This is a genomic window from Chryseobacterium gregarium DSM 19109 (assembly GCF_000430845.1).
GTDB lineage: Bacteria > Bacteroidota > Bacteroidia > Flavobacteriales > Weeksellaceae > Chryseobacterium > Chryseobacterium gregarium.
Genome location: NZ_AUMU01000003.1, coordinates 203,994 through 219,938 on the forward strand (window position 1 = coordinate 203,994; position 15,945 = coordinate 219,938).

At 40.0% G+C, this 15,945-nt stretch carries 13 protein-coding genes; 9 read left to right on the forward strand and 4 right to left on the reverse strand.

Translation table 11 applies throughout. The features are described from left to right. The first annotated feature begins 53 nt into the window (after positions 1–53). Complete coding sequence (locus H561_RS0105980) at positions 54–659, forward strand: hypothetical protein (RefSeq protein WP_034761540.1); 606 nt, start codon at positions 54–56, stop codon at positions 657–659. 80 nt (positions 660–739) lie between these two features. Here the strand turns inward: H561_RS0105980 and msrB are convergent, their stop codons facing one another. From msrB to H561_RS0105995, 3 genes are all read right to left on the reverse strand, one after another. Beyond that, positions 740–1,837, reverse strand: a complete 1,098-nt coding sequence (gene msrB, locus H561_RS0105985; RefSeq protein ID WP_027386184.1) for a peptide-methionine (R)-S-oxide reductase MsrB — start codon at positions 1,835–1,837, stop codon at positions 740–742. 412 nt (positions 1,838–2,249) lie between these two features. Continuing rightward, positions 2,250–2,540 (reverse strand): hypothetical protein, encoded by a 291-nt coding sequence (locus H561_RS0105990; protein WP_228372225.1) that lies wholly within the window; start codon positions 2,538–2,540, stop codon positions 2,250–2,252. Positions 2,541–2,600: 60 nt separating this feature from the next. Continuing rightward, on the reverse strand, positions 2,601–3,575 hold the full coding sequence (locus H561_RS0105995) for a 2-hydroxyacid dehydrogenase (RefSeq protein WP_027386186.1): 975 nt from the start codon (positions 3,573–3,575) through the stop codon (positions 2,601–2,603). 261 nt (positions 3,576–3,836) lie between these two features. On the opposite strand from H561_RS0105995, the gene alaS reads away from it, so the two are divergent. The 4 genes from alaS (at position 3,837) to H561_RS0106020 (ending at position 11,815) form a co-directional block, all read left to right on the forward strand. Next, the gene (gene alaS / locus H561_RS0106000; protein ID WP_027386187.1) at positions 3,837–6,440 is read left to right on the forward strand and encodes an alanine--tRNA ligase; all 2,604 of its coding nucleotides are present in this window, start codon (positions 3,837–3,839) and stop codon (positions 6,438–6,440) included. A 188-nt stretch (positions 6,441–6,628) separates the two neighbouring features. Beyond that, the gene (locus H561_RS0106005) at positions 6,629–9,085 is read left to right on the forward strand and encodes a hypothetical protein (RefSeq protein WP_027386188.1); all 2,457 of its coding nucleotides are present in this window, start codon (positions 6,629–6,631) and stop codon (positions 9,083–9,085) included. 256 nt (positions 9,086–9,341) lie between these two features. Further along, on the forward strand, positions 9,342–11,546 hold the full coding sequence (locus H561_RS0106015) for a hypothetical protein (RefSeq protein ID WP_027386189.1): 2,205 nt from the start codon (positions 9,342–9,344) through the stop codon (positions 11,544–11,546). Between the two features lie 32 nt (positions 11,547–11,578). After that, positions 11,579–11,815, forward strand: a complete 237-nt coding sequence (locus H561_RS0106020; protein WP_027386190.1) for a hypothetical protein — start codon at positions 11,579–11,581, stop codon at positions 11,813–11,815. A 32-nt stretch (positions 11,816–11,847) separates the two neighbouring features. Here the strand turns inward: H561_RS0106020 and folP are convergent, their stop codons facing one another. Next, positions 11,848–12,666 carry a dihydropteroate synthase gene (folP, locus tag H561_RS0106025; RefSeq protein WP_027386191.1) on the reverse strand — a complete coding sequence of 273 codons (819 nt, stop codon included), beginning with the start codon at positions 12,664–12,666 and terminating at the stop codon, positions 11,848–11,850. A gap of 296 nt (positions 12,667–12,962) precedes the next feature. Between folP and H561_RS0106030 the strand changes: the two genes are divergently transcribed. The 4 genes from H561_RS0106030 to tpiA all read left to right on the forward strand — a co-directional run bounded on the left by H561_RS0106030 (position 12,963) and on the right by tpiA (position 15,900). After that, complete coding sequence (locus H561_RS0106030; protein WP_027386192.1) at positions 12,963–13,529, forward strand: DUF1599 domain-containing protein; 567 nt, start codon at positions 12,963–12,965, stop codon at positions 13,527–13,529. A gap of 1 nt (position 13,530) precedes the next feature. Then, positions 13,531–14,643 carry a BT_3928 family protein gene (locus H561_RS0106035; protein ID WP_027386193.1) on the forward strand — a complete coding sequence of 371 codons (1,113 nt, stop codon included), beginning with the start codon at positions 13,531–13,533 and terminating at the stop codon, positions 14,641–14,643. Between the two features lie 53 nt (positions 14,644–14,696). Further along, entirely contained in the window at positions 14,697–15,047 is a 351-nt protein-coding gene (locus H561_RS0106040) for a tellurite resistance TerB family protein (protein ID WP_027386194.1), read from the forward strand. 94 nt (positions 15,048–15,141) lie between these two features. Continuing rightward, on the forward strand, positions 15,142–15,900 hold the full coding sequence (gene tpiA / locus H561_RS0106045) for a triose-phosphate isomerase (RefSeq protein WP_027386195.1): 759 nt from the start codon (positions 15,142–15,144) through the stop codon (positions 15,898–15,900). The last annotated feature ends 45 nt before the right edge of the window (positions 15,901–15,945 follow it).

Sequence of the window (15,945 nt, forward strand, 5' to 3'; positions counted from 1 at the left end):
ACAGAAAAATGAACGGATTGAATTTTTCATTAATTTTATCAAAAACGAGATCCATGAAGAAAATATATTATGTTCCGGGACTGATCAGCGCTTTGCTGATTCCGGTTTTATTCTGGTATTATGGAAGTCAAAGGATTCATACTCCATATACCATAGTAGATCTAGGGATTCCTGCAAAAATCAGAAAAGGAATGGAAAACTCCGGTGCCAGCTTTAAACCTTTCAGAAACTGGAATTACAAAAAGATTAATGTAAAACCTAATACCGCTTTAAAAAATCAACAATTTTACGTTGCTGAACTGAAAAAGCTTCAGATAAGAAACAAAAAAGAAAGCGGAATTGAATTTGTAATTGGTGATAAAAATAATTATCAGGATTTTATCGCCCTAATTGATGCGATGAAACTGGCAAAACAGGAAACTTACGGAGTTGATATAGAAAAAACACATCACTTCTTTGCCGTTCATATCTATAAAAATCCAAATGAAAAAATGGATCCTATTTGTGGAGGCGTTGTAGGAGGAGGATATTACAAAGAAAAAACCTCTTTAAATTTAATTAAACCGGAAACTTTTATTAACCAAATTCCAAAGCAATCTTATTATATTATTTTCGGATTCCTTTTATTTTTAAATATTTTCATGCTCAGCATCAAATAAAGATTTCAGTTGAATTAAAAAGAGAAAGACCGCCTTTCGGCAGTCCTTCAATCACTCACACTTTCACTTAAACACTATAATTATTTTTTATCCAACAGAGCAATATATTCTCCGTATCCCTTTGCTTTCATTTCCGCTTTCGGAACAAACTTCAGCGAAGCACTGTTGATACAGTATCGAAGTCCGCCTTTATCCTCCGGTCCGTCATTGAATACATGTCCCAAATGCGCATCCCCGGTTTTGCTTCTTACTTCAACCCTTGTCATTCCCGCTGTTTTGTCTAATTTTTCCTCTACCAGTTTTTTGGTAATCGGCTTGGAAAAACTCGGCCATCCGCATCCTGACTCAAACTTATCAGTAGAAATAAACAAAGGCTCTCCGGTAGTGATATCCACATAGATCCCTTCACGGGTTTCATCCCAATACTCATTTTTAAAAGGCATTTCAGTACCGTTTTCTTGCGTTACCTTATACTGTTCCGAAGTCAGTTTTTCTTTCAGAGCTTTTTTATCCTGCTTCTGGTATTTTGTTTCTTTTTTAGGCATCGGGTTGGCGTTTCTGGCCATTTCAAATAATCCTGGCTCGATATGACAGTATCCGCCCGGATTTTTGTCCAGGTAATCCTGATGATAATCTTCCGCTTTATAGAAATTTTTTAGAGCAACCGTTTCCACAACCACAGGCTTACTGTAATTTTTGGCCAATTTTTCAACTTCTGTCTTTACAATGGACTGAGTTTCCTGATCTGAAGTATAAATTCCCGGTCTGTACTGGTTTCCCCTGTCATTTCCCTGCTTGTCGATGCTGGTAGGATCGATGGTCTTAAAATACAAATCAATCAGCAGTTTCAGATCTACCTGCTCCGGATCATATTTTACTTTCACCGTTTCGGCAAATCCCGTACTGTGGCTTACGACCTCTTCATAAGTTGGATTTTTGGTGTTTCCGTTGGCATATCCGACCTCTGTACCTACTACTCCTCTCACCTGTTGAAAAAAGTGTTCGGTTCCCCAGAAGCATCCTCCTGCAAAATAAATTTCCTTTACATTTTTATTGTCCATAATGGTCTCATTTTCTTTTGTATTTTCAGCTGCCTTTATTCTTTTTGAATCTCCGCAACCGGTAGCAAATACGGCTATTCCCAGAATGATTCCGAGAAATACTAATATGTTCTTCATTTTTATTTTTTTATTCATTTCATTTTAAATATTAAAGCAATACTATCAGTCTGGTGATCTTTCTAAAGTGCATTATAACTATGCAAATTTCACACTAAATTACAAGAACGGTACAATGATAATGTCTATCATGATGATAGTATATCAGTTGGTTTCCTGCTCAATAATATATACGAAAAATAAAGGCTGATGGTTTTGTATATTCGGTCTTTTTCAGACTCAATTTTATAATTGATACTATTACACAAAAATTGATTCTGCAATGAATTAATAAGTCATAGAATGTACCTAAGCCAAACGATAGCGAAATTTTTAATCTGGCTTAACATGATAATCAGCCTGATAATAAATATGGGGTAATAAAAAAACCTTACTGTAAGAGTAAGGTTATAATATATCGTTATCTGTCGGCTTAACGGATCAGATCATCGTTCTGCTCCTCATGGTCGTCTTCATTATCACTGAGGCCCCAATAACTGTTTTCCTCGTCTTCACCGATATCATCGGTTCCAGCCTCACGGTCCACGCCGGGGATGTCAAGGCCTTTATCCAAGGTATCGTCATCATCCGTATCTTCGTTAAAAACGGGTCTGCCGTCACCGTCAACAGGAATATGTTCTTCCTGATTAAAAATGTCTTCATTAGGCTGGTAATCTCTCTGCTCTAATCTTCTTTCCTGTTCTTGTTCGCTATTTTCAGGCATAATAATTATATTTAGTGTTGGTTTACTCTCAACAAAAACAATTCCAAATCACTGCCGGTGTTAAGAATATATTTCAGGATTGACACATGCCGGCATTTTTTCGCCTTTGAAAACTGCGATGAGGTTTTCGGCAGCCAGCTTGGCCATTCCGTTTCTGGATTCCATCGTAGCTGACCCAACGTGCGGAAGAACGCAGACATTTGAAAGTTCAAGAATAGGATCATCCTTGAAAATAGGTTCGGGATTCGTAACGTCCAGTCCGGCCCCCCAGATTTTCTTTTCGGTAAGGACATCATACAGATCTTTCTGGTGATGGAATCCGCCTCTTGCCGTATTGATAAAAATAGCATTCTCTTTCATTTTTTCAAAAACGGAACGGTTGAACAGCTCTTGCTGCTCAGGTTTGAAATTCGCATGAATACTCAGCACATCGGATTCTGCAACTAATTCTTCAAAAGAGACATACCGGGCATTAAGCTCTTTTTCCGCTTCTTCATTCTGATGACGGTTATGGTAAATAATATCCATATCAAAGGCAGCCTTTGATTTCTTTGCCATTTCAATCCCGATCCTTCCCAATCCGAAAATCCCGAGTGTTTTACCATAGAGTTCCTGGCCTAATGCATGAAGCGGATCAAAATCGCCCCAGTTTCCGGCTTTTACTTTTTCAAAATTATAGCTTGCGCGCCGTGCCACTGACTGCATCAGGAGAAATGCCACATCGGAAGTCGCTTTGCTTAATACATCGGGTGTATTCCCGACCGGAATATTTCTCTGATCCGCCTGTTTAATATCCACATGGTCAAAACCGACGGAATACAGGGCAATCGCTTTTATATTCGGGCATTCGGTGAAAAAATCCTTATCATATTTAAAATCGGATCCGACACTTAAAATCATATCATGGCTTTTACAGTAGGCCAGCCATTCTTCATGGGATAAGTTCTCATGTTCAGGAATGAAAACTTCCAGGCCTGCCTCTTCCAGCATTTTGATTCCCGTTTCAGGAATTCTTTTATTGATGAATACTTTCATATCTGATCTTATTCTTTTGTTAATACCACTATTCAGGGATCAAAAAGCAAACCATCTTAATTGTACCCATCATTTATTATTGCTATTTTGGGAAGGTTTTACTTAATAGGGTCATTCATTAAAACTTTTATTTCATTTATGAAGAATCTTATTTTCACCTGTGTTGATGCAAAGTATCAAATATTTGATATAAAACCATCTAAAAATATTAAATTTGCATCTTATCAAAAATTGATTTAAAGCAAAGCAATACCTATACTTATGACATCACAAGAGATCCGTCAGAAATTTTTAGATTATTTTAAAAGTAAAGACCACCTTATCGTTCCTTCTGCACCGATTGTGCTGAAAGACGACCCTACCCTTATGTTTTCCAATTCAGGGATGACGCAGTTTAAAGATTTTTTCTTAGGTTATAAAACGCCTACTGCCCCGAGGATTGCCGATACCCAGAAATGCCTGAGGGTTTCAGGGAAGCACAATGACCTGGATGATGTGGGCAGGGATACCTATCACCACACGATGTTTGAGATGTTGGGAAACTGGTCCTTTGGTGATTATTTTAAAAAGGATGCTATTGCTTTTGCCTGGGAATTGTTAACGGAAGTCTACGGAATCCCGAAAGAAAACCTGTATGTCACTATTTTTGAAGGGGATGCTTCCGAGAATCTGGAAAGAGACCAGGACGCTTATAATTTCTGGAAATCCCATATTTCCGAAGACCGCATTATCAACGGGAACAAAAAAGACAATTTCTGGGAAATGGGTGAAAGCGGGCCGTGCGGGCCGTGCTCTGAAATTCACGTGGACCTGAGGACTCCGGAAGAAAAAGCCAGGGTTTCAGGACTGGAACTAGTTAACAATGACCATCCCCAGGTAGTGGAAGTCTGGAACCTGGTATTCATGGAATTCAACAGGAAAGCAGACAGAACCTTAGAGAAACTTCCCGCACAGCATGTAGATACGGGAATGGGCTTCGAGCGTCTTTGTATGGCACTTCAGGGGAAATCCTCCAACTATGACACTGATGTTTTCACTCCGCTGATTTCTAAAGTGGAAGCACTTTCAGGTAAAAAATATACAGGGATTTTAGAAGACGAAAAAGATATTGCCATCCGCGTGGTGGTAGACCATATCCGGGCGGTTGCTTTTGCCATTGCAGACGGACAGCTTCCTGCAAGCGGAGGTGCCGGCTATGTGATCAGAAGAATTTTAAGAAGGGGGATTTCTTATGCTTACCGTTTCCTGGATATGAAAGAACCATTCCTTTACCGGCTGGTTGCAGTGCTGCAGGAACAGATGGGGCCTTTCTTCCCGGAACTGGAAAGACAGGGAACCCTTGTTACCGAAGTGATTAAGAGCGAAGAGGAATCATTCCTTAAAACCATTGAAACCGGACTGATCAGGGTGGAAAAACTGATCCAGCAGACCATTGCAGACGGACAGAAGGTACTACCAACCCTCGAAGTATTTGAATTATACGACACATATGGATTCCCGGATGATTTAACGAGGATTATTGCTGAAGAAAAAAGCCTTACCATTGATGAGGAAGGTTTTAAAGCTGAAAAAGAAAAGCAGAGGTTACGTTCCAAAGAAGATTCCGCCCAGAAAGTATATGACTGGGTAACGCTGGAAGAAAGAGACGAAAACTTCGTAGGCTACGATAAAACGGAATCTGAAGCCTATATTACAAGATACCGGAAAGTAGAGAATAAGGACGGTGAATTTTATCAGGTGGTCTTGAGTGAATCTCCTTTCTATCCGGAAGGCGGCGGGCAGGTCGGTGATAAGGGAACCCTTGAAAATGCTTCTGAAAGTTTTGAAGTACTGGAAACAAAGAAGGAAAACGGATTGATCGTTTCTCTCATCAGCGGGCTTCCGAAAGATGCCGGAGCGCTTTTCTATGCAAAAGTGAATGCCGATGACAGGAAAAATTCCCAGGCCAACCACTCCGTAACCCACTTACTGCACGAAGCTTTAAGAGAGGTCTTAGGAACCCATGTTGAGCAGAAAGGTTCGTTTGTAGGTCCGGATTACCTTCGTTTTGACTTCTCTCATTTCAGCAAGATGACAGAAGAAGAACTGGCTCTGGTAGAAGAAAAAGTAAACCATAAAATCAAAGAAAGCATTGCTTTGCAGGAATTCAGGAATATTCCGATTCAGGAAGCGATGGATAAAGGGGCGATGGCGCTATTCGGGGAAAAATACGGAGACAGTGTACGAATGATCCAGTTCGGAAGCTCAAAAGAACTCTGCGGAGGGACCCACGTAAAAAACACCATTGAAATCGGCCACTTCAAAATCGTTTCCGAAGGTTCCGCAGCGGCGGGAATCAGAAGGATTGAAGCGATTTCCGGCGAAAAATCTGAGGAATATTTCAAAAACCTGGAAAAACAGATCGCTGAACTTTCCCAGTTATTGAAATCCAGAGATGTGGTACGGTCTATCGAAAAATTAATCGAAGAAAATACGGCATTGAAATCCGAAGTTGAATCGCTGAAAAAAGAAAAGGCAAAAGGGGAAATCGGCGACTGGAAAGGAGCTTACGAGCAAAAAAACGATAAATTACTTTTGGTAAAAAGAACTTCTTTAGATGCAGGTTCTATAAAAGACATCGTCTTCCAGTTGAAGAAAGAAATCCCGACTTCTATAACGGTTATCCTCTCTGATGCAGATGGAAAACCGATGATTACCGTTGGTGTTTCCGATGATCTGGCAGGAATTTACCAGGCTGGAGCATTGATTAAAGATTTAGCAAAAGAAATCCAGGGCGGCGGCGGCGGAAACCCGGGCTTTGCTACAGCAGGAGGAAAAAATCTTGACGGGCTGGAAAACGCTTATCAGAAAGCGTTGAATCTATAAGCATAAAAATGACTTAACAAATCTTAAAATAATTATCCGTTTCTCATCATTAGGAGAATAGGAAACCCTTAAAAACAGCTGTATATAGATCTATACAGCTGTTTTTTATTTTTAACAAAAGATTATATTTTTCCATCTGGTTTTGTAACCTTCTTATCAATAGTTTTGTCTTATTTATAAATAAACTAATGACAAAATTTTTATCTCCGTTATTTTTATTAACCAGCATCGTAGTTTTCAGTCAGACCCAGTTGAAAGTCCTCAATAAAATCAATAAGCAGCCGGTTCAGAATGCCGCTGTCTACTGTGATGACAACCTGCTGGGAAAAACCGATCAGGAAGGCGGTCTGTCTTTTAAAACAAAATGCAAAAAAATTGAAATCCTTGCAAGCAATTTTGAAGATGCCACGGCAGATGTAAAAAAGACTGTAGAAGTATCACTGCTGCCTTTGTCTGAAAAGAGGGATAATATCGAAAGAATTGTGATCAGGGATAAAAGTGATCCTAGGGCTTTAAGGATGCTTGATGAACTGGATAAAAGAGCCAAGGAAAATTCACCGAAATCATTAGACACTTATAACTTTAAATCATACAGCAAGTTTTCCATTGATGTAGATAAAGATTCGGTCGGGATCTTTAAGGATTTTATCGCTTCCCGGAAAGATTCGCTTTCCAGAGATGAAAAGAGGACATTCAAACAGAAAGAAAGTGAAAAGAAAGATTCCCTGATCAACGAAGATTTCATCAATGCATCTGCCGGAAGCCAGATGTTCCTTTGGGAGAAAGCCACGGAATACAAGTATTCCAAAAAATTCGGTGAAAAAACCAATATCATCGACAATAGGATGTCCGGATTCAAAAATCCCATTTACGAAGCCATGGCGATCAACATTTCCAATCTGGACAGAACGCCGAGACAATTAAAGCCGGAAAACCGGAAGCTTTTCAATTTTTACATGTCGGACACCCTGCAGATTGACGGCAGAAAGACGTATGTCATCAAGTTCAAAGAAATTACCGATAAGAAAAAGCAGAACCCGAGAAAATTTAACGGGAAGATTTATGTAGATGCCGAAAACTTTGCTCTGAAAAAATTTGAAAGCATCAATAAAAAGCAAAGCGAAGGGAATATTGTCTCTGTCTGGAAACCGATTAATAAAAAATGGTTCCTGGATTATGAGGATATCAAAGTAAAAATGGGCGAGCAGACCTTTGACACTTCTAAAAAAGACAGTTTGAAAGAAGGGGAAAAAGCAAAATACAACAAAAAGGAATTCGGGAATTATCTGTACGTAAAAAACCGATTTTTCGATTTTAAGCTGAATGAAGAACAGAAAGCGTCTGATTTCAAAGGCTATTCGCTGGAAGTAAAAAGCTCTGACGGAAGTCTGCTTCAGCAGTACAGAACCGACAGCCTTACGGAAAGGGAAAGCGCTACCTATACCAAAATCGACAGCTTTGTAGTGAAGCATGATTTTGAAAAGAAACTGAGCTTTCTGACCCAACTGCTCAGAGGAAACCTGCGCTATAAGATGATTGATTTCGATCTTACCAAATTTTTAAGCTATGACCAGTATCAGGGAATCCGTCTGGGGGCAGGCCTAAAACTCAACGAAAAGTTCAGCAAGACCTTTTCTCCGGACGGCTATTTCGGCTACGGTTTCAAAGACCACCGCTGGAAGTATGGCTTAGGTCTGGACATGAGACTATCTGACAGAAGGACCTCTGTTTTCCGTATTGATTATGTGGATGATGTTTTTGCTGCCGGAAGGTTCAGCAATGCGATGTGGGACCTGCCGATGAAAATTTCGGATATCGGACTGGATCTGCACAATGGCACTTTTTATAGAAACCGGAAATGGGGTGTTTCCTACCTATATGACCTTTCGAATTCACTAAGCATGAAAATTACGGTCAACAAAGAGAAACAACAGGCTCTTTTTGATTATCAGTACCGTAATTTAGGGAATGCTTTTGATAATGTAAGCACGACCCTATCCCTGAAGTTTGCACCGAACGATAAGAATATCATGACACCCAGCGGAAAATTTACCTATGAAAAAGGATATCCCCAGGTTTTTATGAATTTTGAGAAAGGTGCGGGAATTTTAGGCGGAGACCTGAATTACCAACGTCTAGATGCGTTAGTCATTCACCAGTTCAGAACTAAAATAGGATATACCAACATCAAGCTTTTCGGAGGCCTGTCTTCCGGTACGGCTCCGATCTGGAAAAACTTTGAGATCGCCGGCCAGGCCGACAGAAATACCAATCACTGGTATTCCAATATCAGTACGCCATCCAATCTCGGGTTTACCACGATGCCTGCAGGAACTTTTTTTGCAGACAAATTCGCGGCTTTTAAGGTTTCTCAATACCTGCCGTTCAGGTTTAAAACATTCGGCAGCCGATATTCAAGTATCGAACTGGAATATCAGGGAGCCATCGGCAATATGAAAAACAGAACCGATCATCAATTTGAATTCCGGGTGCTGGACCATTATTACCAGGAAGTCGGATTTATCTGGAACCGTTTTCTGGGCAGGAATTTCGGCGTCGGCTTCTCTTACAGGCTCGGACATTACCAGACTTCCCAGTTTAAAGACAATTTCGGGGTAAAACTCAGATTTAATCTTTTAAACTAGCTTTAAAAGATTAGGTTTTATTTCAGGCAGGATGAAATAAAAATCACTTTTACTGAAATACTTTAATGCCGGGTTTCCCGGCTTTTTTATTTGAATAGTTTTAAGCATTTAGATTATCTTAACACCATTCACTGAATAAGATAGAATTATTTATGTAATAACAAACCATAGCTTCTTCGGATTTATTTCTTTAAGAATATTCCATGCGGTAAAACTTTTTCGGAACCGGAAATATCATTAATTTTGACAGGTCTTTATGAAAAGGGTTTTACTGTTTTTATGTTTCTGGATATATATTTTTGGTTATTCACAATCAAAAGAAACTTCCATTGAAACCGTCATCATTGAAGATAAAAGCGATCCGCGCGCTTTGGAGATCCTTAAAAAAGTGGAGCGGATGTTCAGGGAAAATTCCCCGAAAAGCCTGGAATCCTATTCCTACAAGTCGTATGAGAAAATTTCCATGGACATTGATGAAGACAGTCTCTCCCAGTTCAACGAATTCTTTCAGAACAGCAGTTTTGTCAGGAAAAAAAGGGAAAAGGACTCCTTAAACAATATTTCTGCTAGAAACATATTTTCCAAAAGTAAACTTTTTCTCTGGGAAAGGGCGCAGGAATTTTTATATTCAAAACCCTACGGCGAGAAAATCAACATCCTCGACAACAGGATTTCCGGGCTTAAACAGCCGGTCTACGAAATGATTGCCCTCCAGCAAAGCAACCGCGATAAGCTTCCCGAACAGCTGAAGCGGGAAAACAGAGGGTTATACCGTTTTTTTTTAACGGATACGTTAGAAATGGACGGCAGAAAAAACTTCGTCATCCGCTTTCGGGAGGTTAATTACAAAAAGCCCGACAAAAAGAAGAAATACAACGGTGCCGTCTACATTGACACGGAAACCTACGGCATCAAGAAAATAGAAAACTTCAGTAAAAATAAAAACGACGGAATTATTACCAGTACCTGGGTTTATTTTAATAATAAATGGTTCCTGGCCCATGAAACGGTAAAGCTGAAAATGAGCAATATGGCGATGGAAAAAGACGACAGGGAACATTCCGGGGAAAAGCATGAAAAGAAAGAACGGAAAAGTTTCGGGACCTACGCTTTCCTGAGTTCGAGGTATTTCGATTACCAGTCTCCCATTGAAAATAACAGAAACGATTTTAAAGGCTATACTTTTTCGGTAAAAAATACCAGCGGGACAACATTGGACCGGTACCGTACCGATCCGTTGACGGCAAGGGAGAAAAATACGTACACCACCATCGACAGCCTCGGAAAAATTTATAATATTGATACCAAAGCAAGGGTCCTTACAGGCTTGCTGAACGGGCAGATCCGGGTCGGAGCACTGGATTTTGCAGTGGATGAAATCGTAAACTACAACTTGTATGAAGGTTTCAGATTGGGGCTGAAAGCTAAGCTTAACGAAACTTTCAATCCTTATTTTTCGCCTGACTATTATTTTGCCTACGGTTTTAAAGATGACCGGTGGAAATACGGAATCGGACTTGATATCAAAACCACGCTTGATAAAAGTTCGTTTTTCAGGGTTGACTATACGGATGATGTAACGGCTTCCGGGGAGTTCTACAGAAGGCTCTGGAATTTCAAGATGAAAATGGCCAACTACGGGAACAATATCCAGAATGATAAGTATTACCGTTTCCGGAGTGTCTCTCTTTCTTACCTGAACGACGTTTCCAACGGCCTCACTCTTGTTTTTGCTGCGAAAAGGAATTACGAAGAAGCCTTATTTGATTATACCTTCAGAAACAAAGGGCCGGGATTTGATAATTTCAATACCTTGTTTACCCTGAAATTCTCTCCGAACTCTACCAATATCATGACACCACAGGGAAAATCAATGATCGATCAGAAATATCCGGAACTGTATTTTAATTATGAGCAGAGCTACAAAATCATGGGCGGTGATTTTAACTATACCCGTTTTGATGCGCTCTTCGTTCACAATTTTAAAACTATGCTCGGGACTACCGGTTTCCGTCTGTACGGCGGAATGGTTCTGGGGGATGCGCCGATCTGGAAGAACTTTACGATGAACGGACTGGCCTCGCCGCAAAGGGATTTCAACTTTAACCTGACTTCGTTCCTGGGCTTCGCCACACTGGAAGGCGGAAAATATTACAATGACAAATTCATCGCCTATTATTTTACACATAAACTGCCGTTCTATTTCAAAAGTATCGGCCAGAATATCTCAAGCTTCGACTTTGTATTGAGGGGAACCATCGGAAACATGGATCATCCGGAATACCATCAGTTCAGGTTTCGTCCGCTGAACCATCTGTATCAGGAAGTCGGTTTGGAATGGAGCAATTTCCTGTCATCTTATTTCAATTTAGGACTGTTTTACCGGGTCGGGTATTATACCACTCCGAATTTTATGCAGAACTTTGCCCTTCAGTTTAAATTGAAGATTTTGGAATTTTAAACAAGTAATCAATCATTAATACCTATCATATCATGCAGAGTATAAAAATAAAAGCGGAAGGTTTCTTCGAGCTGTTAAAATTAAAAGACACTTCAATGTGGGAAATTTTTGCCCAGATGATCGACGGGAATGAAAAAGAAATTATCTTTCTGGATCATGAAGATAAAATACTGTTCAATTACCGTTTACCGGCAGATCAGGAGCAGTTGGAACAGGACCGAAAGGCATTTTCCAAGGAGTTTGCCGATAAAATGGCGAACCTTAACTGAACGAATTATAGTGATAAGTGATGAGTATAATCTCATAATTTATAACTGTTAAACGCGTCAACAGTTTTTTTTGCCTCGGCAACATCATGCACCCTCAGTATTTTTGCGCCTTGCCGCAAAACGTTCATGTGCAGCTTCTGCGTTTCTTCATTGATATCCAGAGATGATTTTCCTAACGGCTTATAGATAAAGGATTTTCTGGAAATCCCGATTAATAAAGGAAATCTCCCAAAGCCCAGGTACTGTACCTCATCAATCATTTTCATCTGGTCTTCCACCTTTTTTCCGAATCCGAAACCGGGATCGAGAATAATGTCGTTGATCCCCATTTCCAAGAGTTCCGCAGTCTTTTCAGAAAAATACCGGTTCACGGAAACCGTAATATCATCAAATTTTATTTTATTATGCATGGTTTCATAGGAAGGATTGACATGCATTAAAATATAGGGAAGCTTCGTTTTGGCCACCGCCTCAAACATTCTGCTGTCATATTGGCCTCCGGAAATATCATTAACCAGATCAATGCCTTCATTATAGCCGAATGCTATTGTTTCCGCATAGAACGTATCGAGAGAAACCAGGGCTTCAGGAAATTCTTTTTTGATTAAATAAATAACATTCCCGATTCTCCCTATCTCTTCTTCAGCACTTAAAAATTCGGCATTCGGACGGGTGGACTGCGGGCCGATATCAATAATTTCAGCGCCTTCCTTCAGCAGTTTTTCGGCATGTCCCAATGCCGGTTTTTCACTGTTGAATTTTCCGCCGTCTGAAAAGGAATCCGGGGTAAGGTTCAGGATTCCCATGATCTTCGGGGCAGATAAATCAACAAGCTTTCCGTTACACTTCATTGAGTGATTTTGAAAAGCCTGAGAATTTGAAAGGAAAAGATTCTGAGATTTTTTGACAGACTTGGCCATTAACAAAGGGTTAAAGATTACTCTACAAAAATAAAACTATTTGTTTTAGAGATACCATTTATTAGAATCATTATTTTTTAAATCATTAAATTTCGGAAATCAGAAATTTGTAAAATGCTTAAATAATGTTTAAAGCGATAATTTCCCTGTCAATCGGATATTACGCACTTTCAAACCATCTGCTCCCAAACACAAAATTTCGTATATTTGAAAGATTAAGAGAATTTATGTCAGAAACATCAGTACAGTTCGGGAAAATCATTGCCGGATGCCGTGAGCTTTTCAGCAAAAAACTACAGGATTACGGGGCAGCATGGAGGGTCTTAAGGCCGAGTTCGATTACGGATCAGATTTACATTAAAGTCAACAGGATCCGTACAATACAGATGACCGGAAAAAAGATGGTGGATGAAAGCGAGGAAGGCGAATTCGTTGCGGTGGTCAACTACTCCATCATTGCGCTGATTCAGCTTGAAAAAGGCTTTTCCAATGACTTTAATGAAAACAGGGAAGAGATTTTAGCCCTTTACGACAAATATTCCACCGAAGCGAAAAATTTAATGGAGCGAAAAAACCACGATTACGGTGAAGCGTGGAGGGATATGAGGATTTCATCCATTACCGATTTAATCTATCAGAAGGTGCTAAGGACCAAACAGATTGAAGACAATTACGGGGTTACCATCGCTTCAGAAGGTTTGGATGCCAATTATTTTGACATGATGAATTATGCCGTTTTCTGCCTGATCAAATTCTCTGAAGCAGAAAGCAATGCTGAATCTAAAACTACATAATATGATCAAAGGTTTATTACGTTTCGTTATTGCCGTTATTTTCATCCTTTCAGGTTTTGTAAAGGCGGTGGACTTGGTCGGTTTCTCCTTTAAGATGGAAGAATACTTCTCCCCTGCGGTTTTCAACATGCCGTTTCTGGAAAAATTCGCGCTGCTGTTTTCAGTGATCGTAGTGGTTCTGGAGCTTCTTCTGGGATTTATGCTTCTATTAAAACTCAGGCTTAAATTCACCCTTTCGGCATTAATCGCGCTTTGTATTTTCTTTGGCTTCCTTACGTTTTATTCCGCCTACTTTAATGTGGTCACGGACTGCGGATGCTTTGGGGACGCAATTAAATTTACGCCATGGCAGAGCTTTATTAAAGATGTCTTGCTTTTAATCGGGCTTATTGCTGTATTCATCCTGTACAGAAAGGAGTTTAAGAAAAAAGATGCCTACAGTTTTAATGCTCACAAAAAATCCGGAAACCAGTTTAAATATATCCTTTTGGCTGTATTTTCCGTAATAATGATCGGGATTGGTGCTTATGGGATCATCAAAGAGCCTGTTATTGATTTCCGCGATTATAAAATCGGAACCGACTTAAAAGCCGAAAAGCAAAAAATCAATAAGAACTCTTCTGAATACAAGACTTTCTACACGCTTAAAAATCAGAAAACCGGGGAAGTTCTAAAAGTAAACCAGGACGATTATATTAAAGAGACCAAATACTGGGCAGAAGGTTCACCCTGGAAAATAGAGGAAGGCAAGAATGAATCCGTCTTAGTAAAGGAAGGCTACAAATCCGAGATAGGTAAGTTCAAGATAGAGGATCCGACAGGAATGGAGGTTACGGAAAAAGTCATTAATGCACCTAAAGCCATCCTTGTATTTTCCTACCACCCGAAAGAAGTTTCACCGGAACTTTTAAAGCAGGTTGAAGCTAAGGCTAAAAGCCAGGGAACGAACGTCGTGTACGGTGTTTCTACCGATCCGAATATGTTTAAAACCATTAAAAACATGATGATGGACGGTACGGCTATCAAAACCATCGCCAGAAGCAACCCCTTCGTGCTGGTTTTACAGAACGGTATAATTACCGACAAACAGCCTGCTAAAGACTATGTAAAATAGTAAATGATAAAATCTTAATATAACTTTAAACGCTAAACTATATACATTTAATAATGCAAAAATCAAATAAACCGATTGCCGGTTACCATTTATTAATGATCCTTTCCTCAGTGGACGGGGAATTTGCTCCGGAAGAAGGAATGATTGTCCAGCAGTATTTAGCCGATGAATTCCCTTTTAAAATCAACCTTGACAATGAGCTTGATGCGATTGCCACCCTGCAGCCGGAAGAATGGAAAGACCATTTTGAATTTCACGCCCGTTGTTTCTATGATGATTCTACCGAGGAAGAGCGTAAAAGCTTTATACAATTTGCGAAAACCCTAATCAAAGCGGATAATGTGGTTACCGATGAGGAGCATACTTTTTATACGCTTTTGAAAAACCTTTGGAAAATCAATTGAGAAATTAGATATTAGAAGTTAGATATTAGTTTAAAAAATTACCGTAATGCTAACTTCTGATTTCTAACCTCTAACTTCTAAAATAAATAAATCTATGAGAAGAAAAATAGTAGCAGGAAACTGGAAAATGAATAAGAGTGTAATTGATGCCCAACAGTTAATGGTTCAGTTACTAAGCTATAAAAACAACCATCCGGCCAACTGCGAAGTATGGATTGCTCCGCCGGCCTTATATTTGATGATGGCGAAAGACATCTTTGAAAAAGATGAAATCGGTGTATTCTCCCAGGATATGAGCGAACATGAAAGTGGTGCCTACACCGGTGAAATCTCTGCAGATATGCTGGAATCCATCGATGCCTCCGGGACCCTGATCGGGCATTCCGAAAGAAGGCAGTACCACGGGGAAACAGATTCCCACTGCAACAGAAAAGTAAAACTGGCGCTTGATAAAGGCTTAATTCCTATATACTGTAACGGTGAAACCCTGGAACAGAGAAAAGCCGAACAGCATTTTGAGGTGGTGAAAAACCAGACGGAGGTGGCGCTTTTCACGCTTTCTGCAGAAGAAATCAAAAAAGTAGTGATTGCTTACGAACCGGTTTGGGCCATCGGAACCGGTGAAACGGCAACGCCTGAACAGGCCCAGGAAATCCATGCCCATATCAGAAGTACCATTGCTGCAAAATACGGGCATGAAGTGGCGGATGAAATTTCTATCCTGTACGGCGGATCCGTAAAACCGGACAATGCAAAAGAAATTTTCTCCCAGCCGGATATTGACGGCGGACTGATCGGCGGAGCCGCATTGAAACTGGAGGATTTCTCCAGGATTATTGAAGGTTTCAATTAATCCAGGATAAACACCAACCGGCATATTCAGCAGGCTTCGTGAATA

Coding starts and splice junctions, on each gene's coding strand:
- H561_RS0106005 (WP_027386188.1), top strand. CDS start 6,629: ATGACAAAATTTTTATCTCCGTTATTTTTATTAACCAGCATCGTAGTT.
- tpiA (WP_027386195.1), top strand. CDS start 15,142: ATGAGAAGAAAAATAGTAGCAGGAAACTGGAAAATGAATAAGAGTGTA.
- alaS (WP_027386187.1), top strand. CDS start 3,837: ATGACATCACAAGAGATCCGTCAGAAATTTTTAGATTATTTTAAAAGT.
- H561_RS0106040 (WP_027386194.1), top strand. CDS start 14,697: ATGCAAAAATCAAATAAACCGATTGCCGGTTACCATTTATTAATGATC.
- H561_RS0106020 (WP_027386190.1), top strand. CDS start 11,579: ATGCAGAGTATAAAAATAAAAGCGGAAGGTTTCTTCGAGCTGTTAAAA.
- msrB (WP_027386184.1), bottom strand. CDS start 1,837: ATGAAGAACATATTAGTATTTCTCGGAATCATTCTGGGAATAGCCGTA.
- H561_RS0105995 (WP_027386186.1), bottom strand. CDS start 3,575: ATGAAAGTATTCATCAATAAAAGAATTCCTGAAACGGGAATCAAAATG.
- H561_RS0105990 (WP_228372225.1), bottom strand. CDS start 2,540: ATGCCTGAAAATAGCGAACAAGAACAGGAAAGAAGATTAGAGCAGAGA.
- folP (WP_027386191.1), bottom strand. CDS start 12,666: ATGAAGTGTAACGGAAAGCTTGTTGATTTATCTGCCCCGAAGATCATG.
- H561_RS0105980 (WP_034761540.1), top strand. CDS start 54: ATGAAGAAAATATATTATGTTCCGGGACTGATCAGCGCTTTGCTGATT.
- H561_RS0106035 (WP_027386193.1), top strand. CDS start 13,531: ATGATCAAAGGTTTATTACGTTTCGTTATTGCCGTTATTTTCATCCTT.
- H561_RS0106015 (WP_027386189.1), top strand. CDS start 9,342: ATGAAAAGGGTTTTACTGTTTTTATGTTTCTGGATATATATTTTTGGT.
- H561_RS0106030 (WP_027386192.1), top strand. CDS start 12,963: ATGTCAGAAACATCAGTACAGTTCGGGAAAATCATTGCCGGATGCCGT.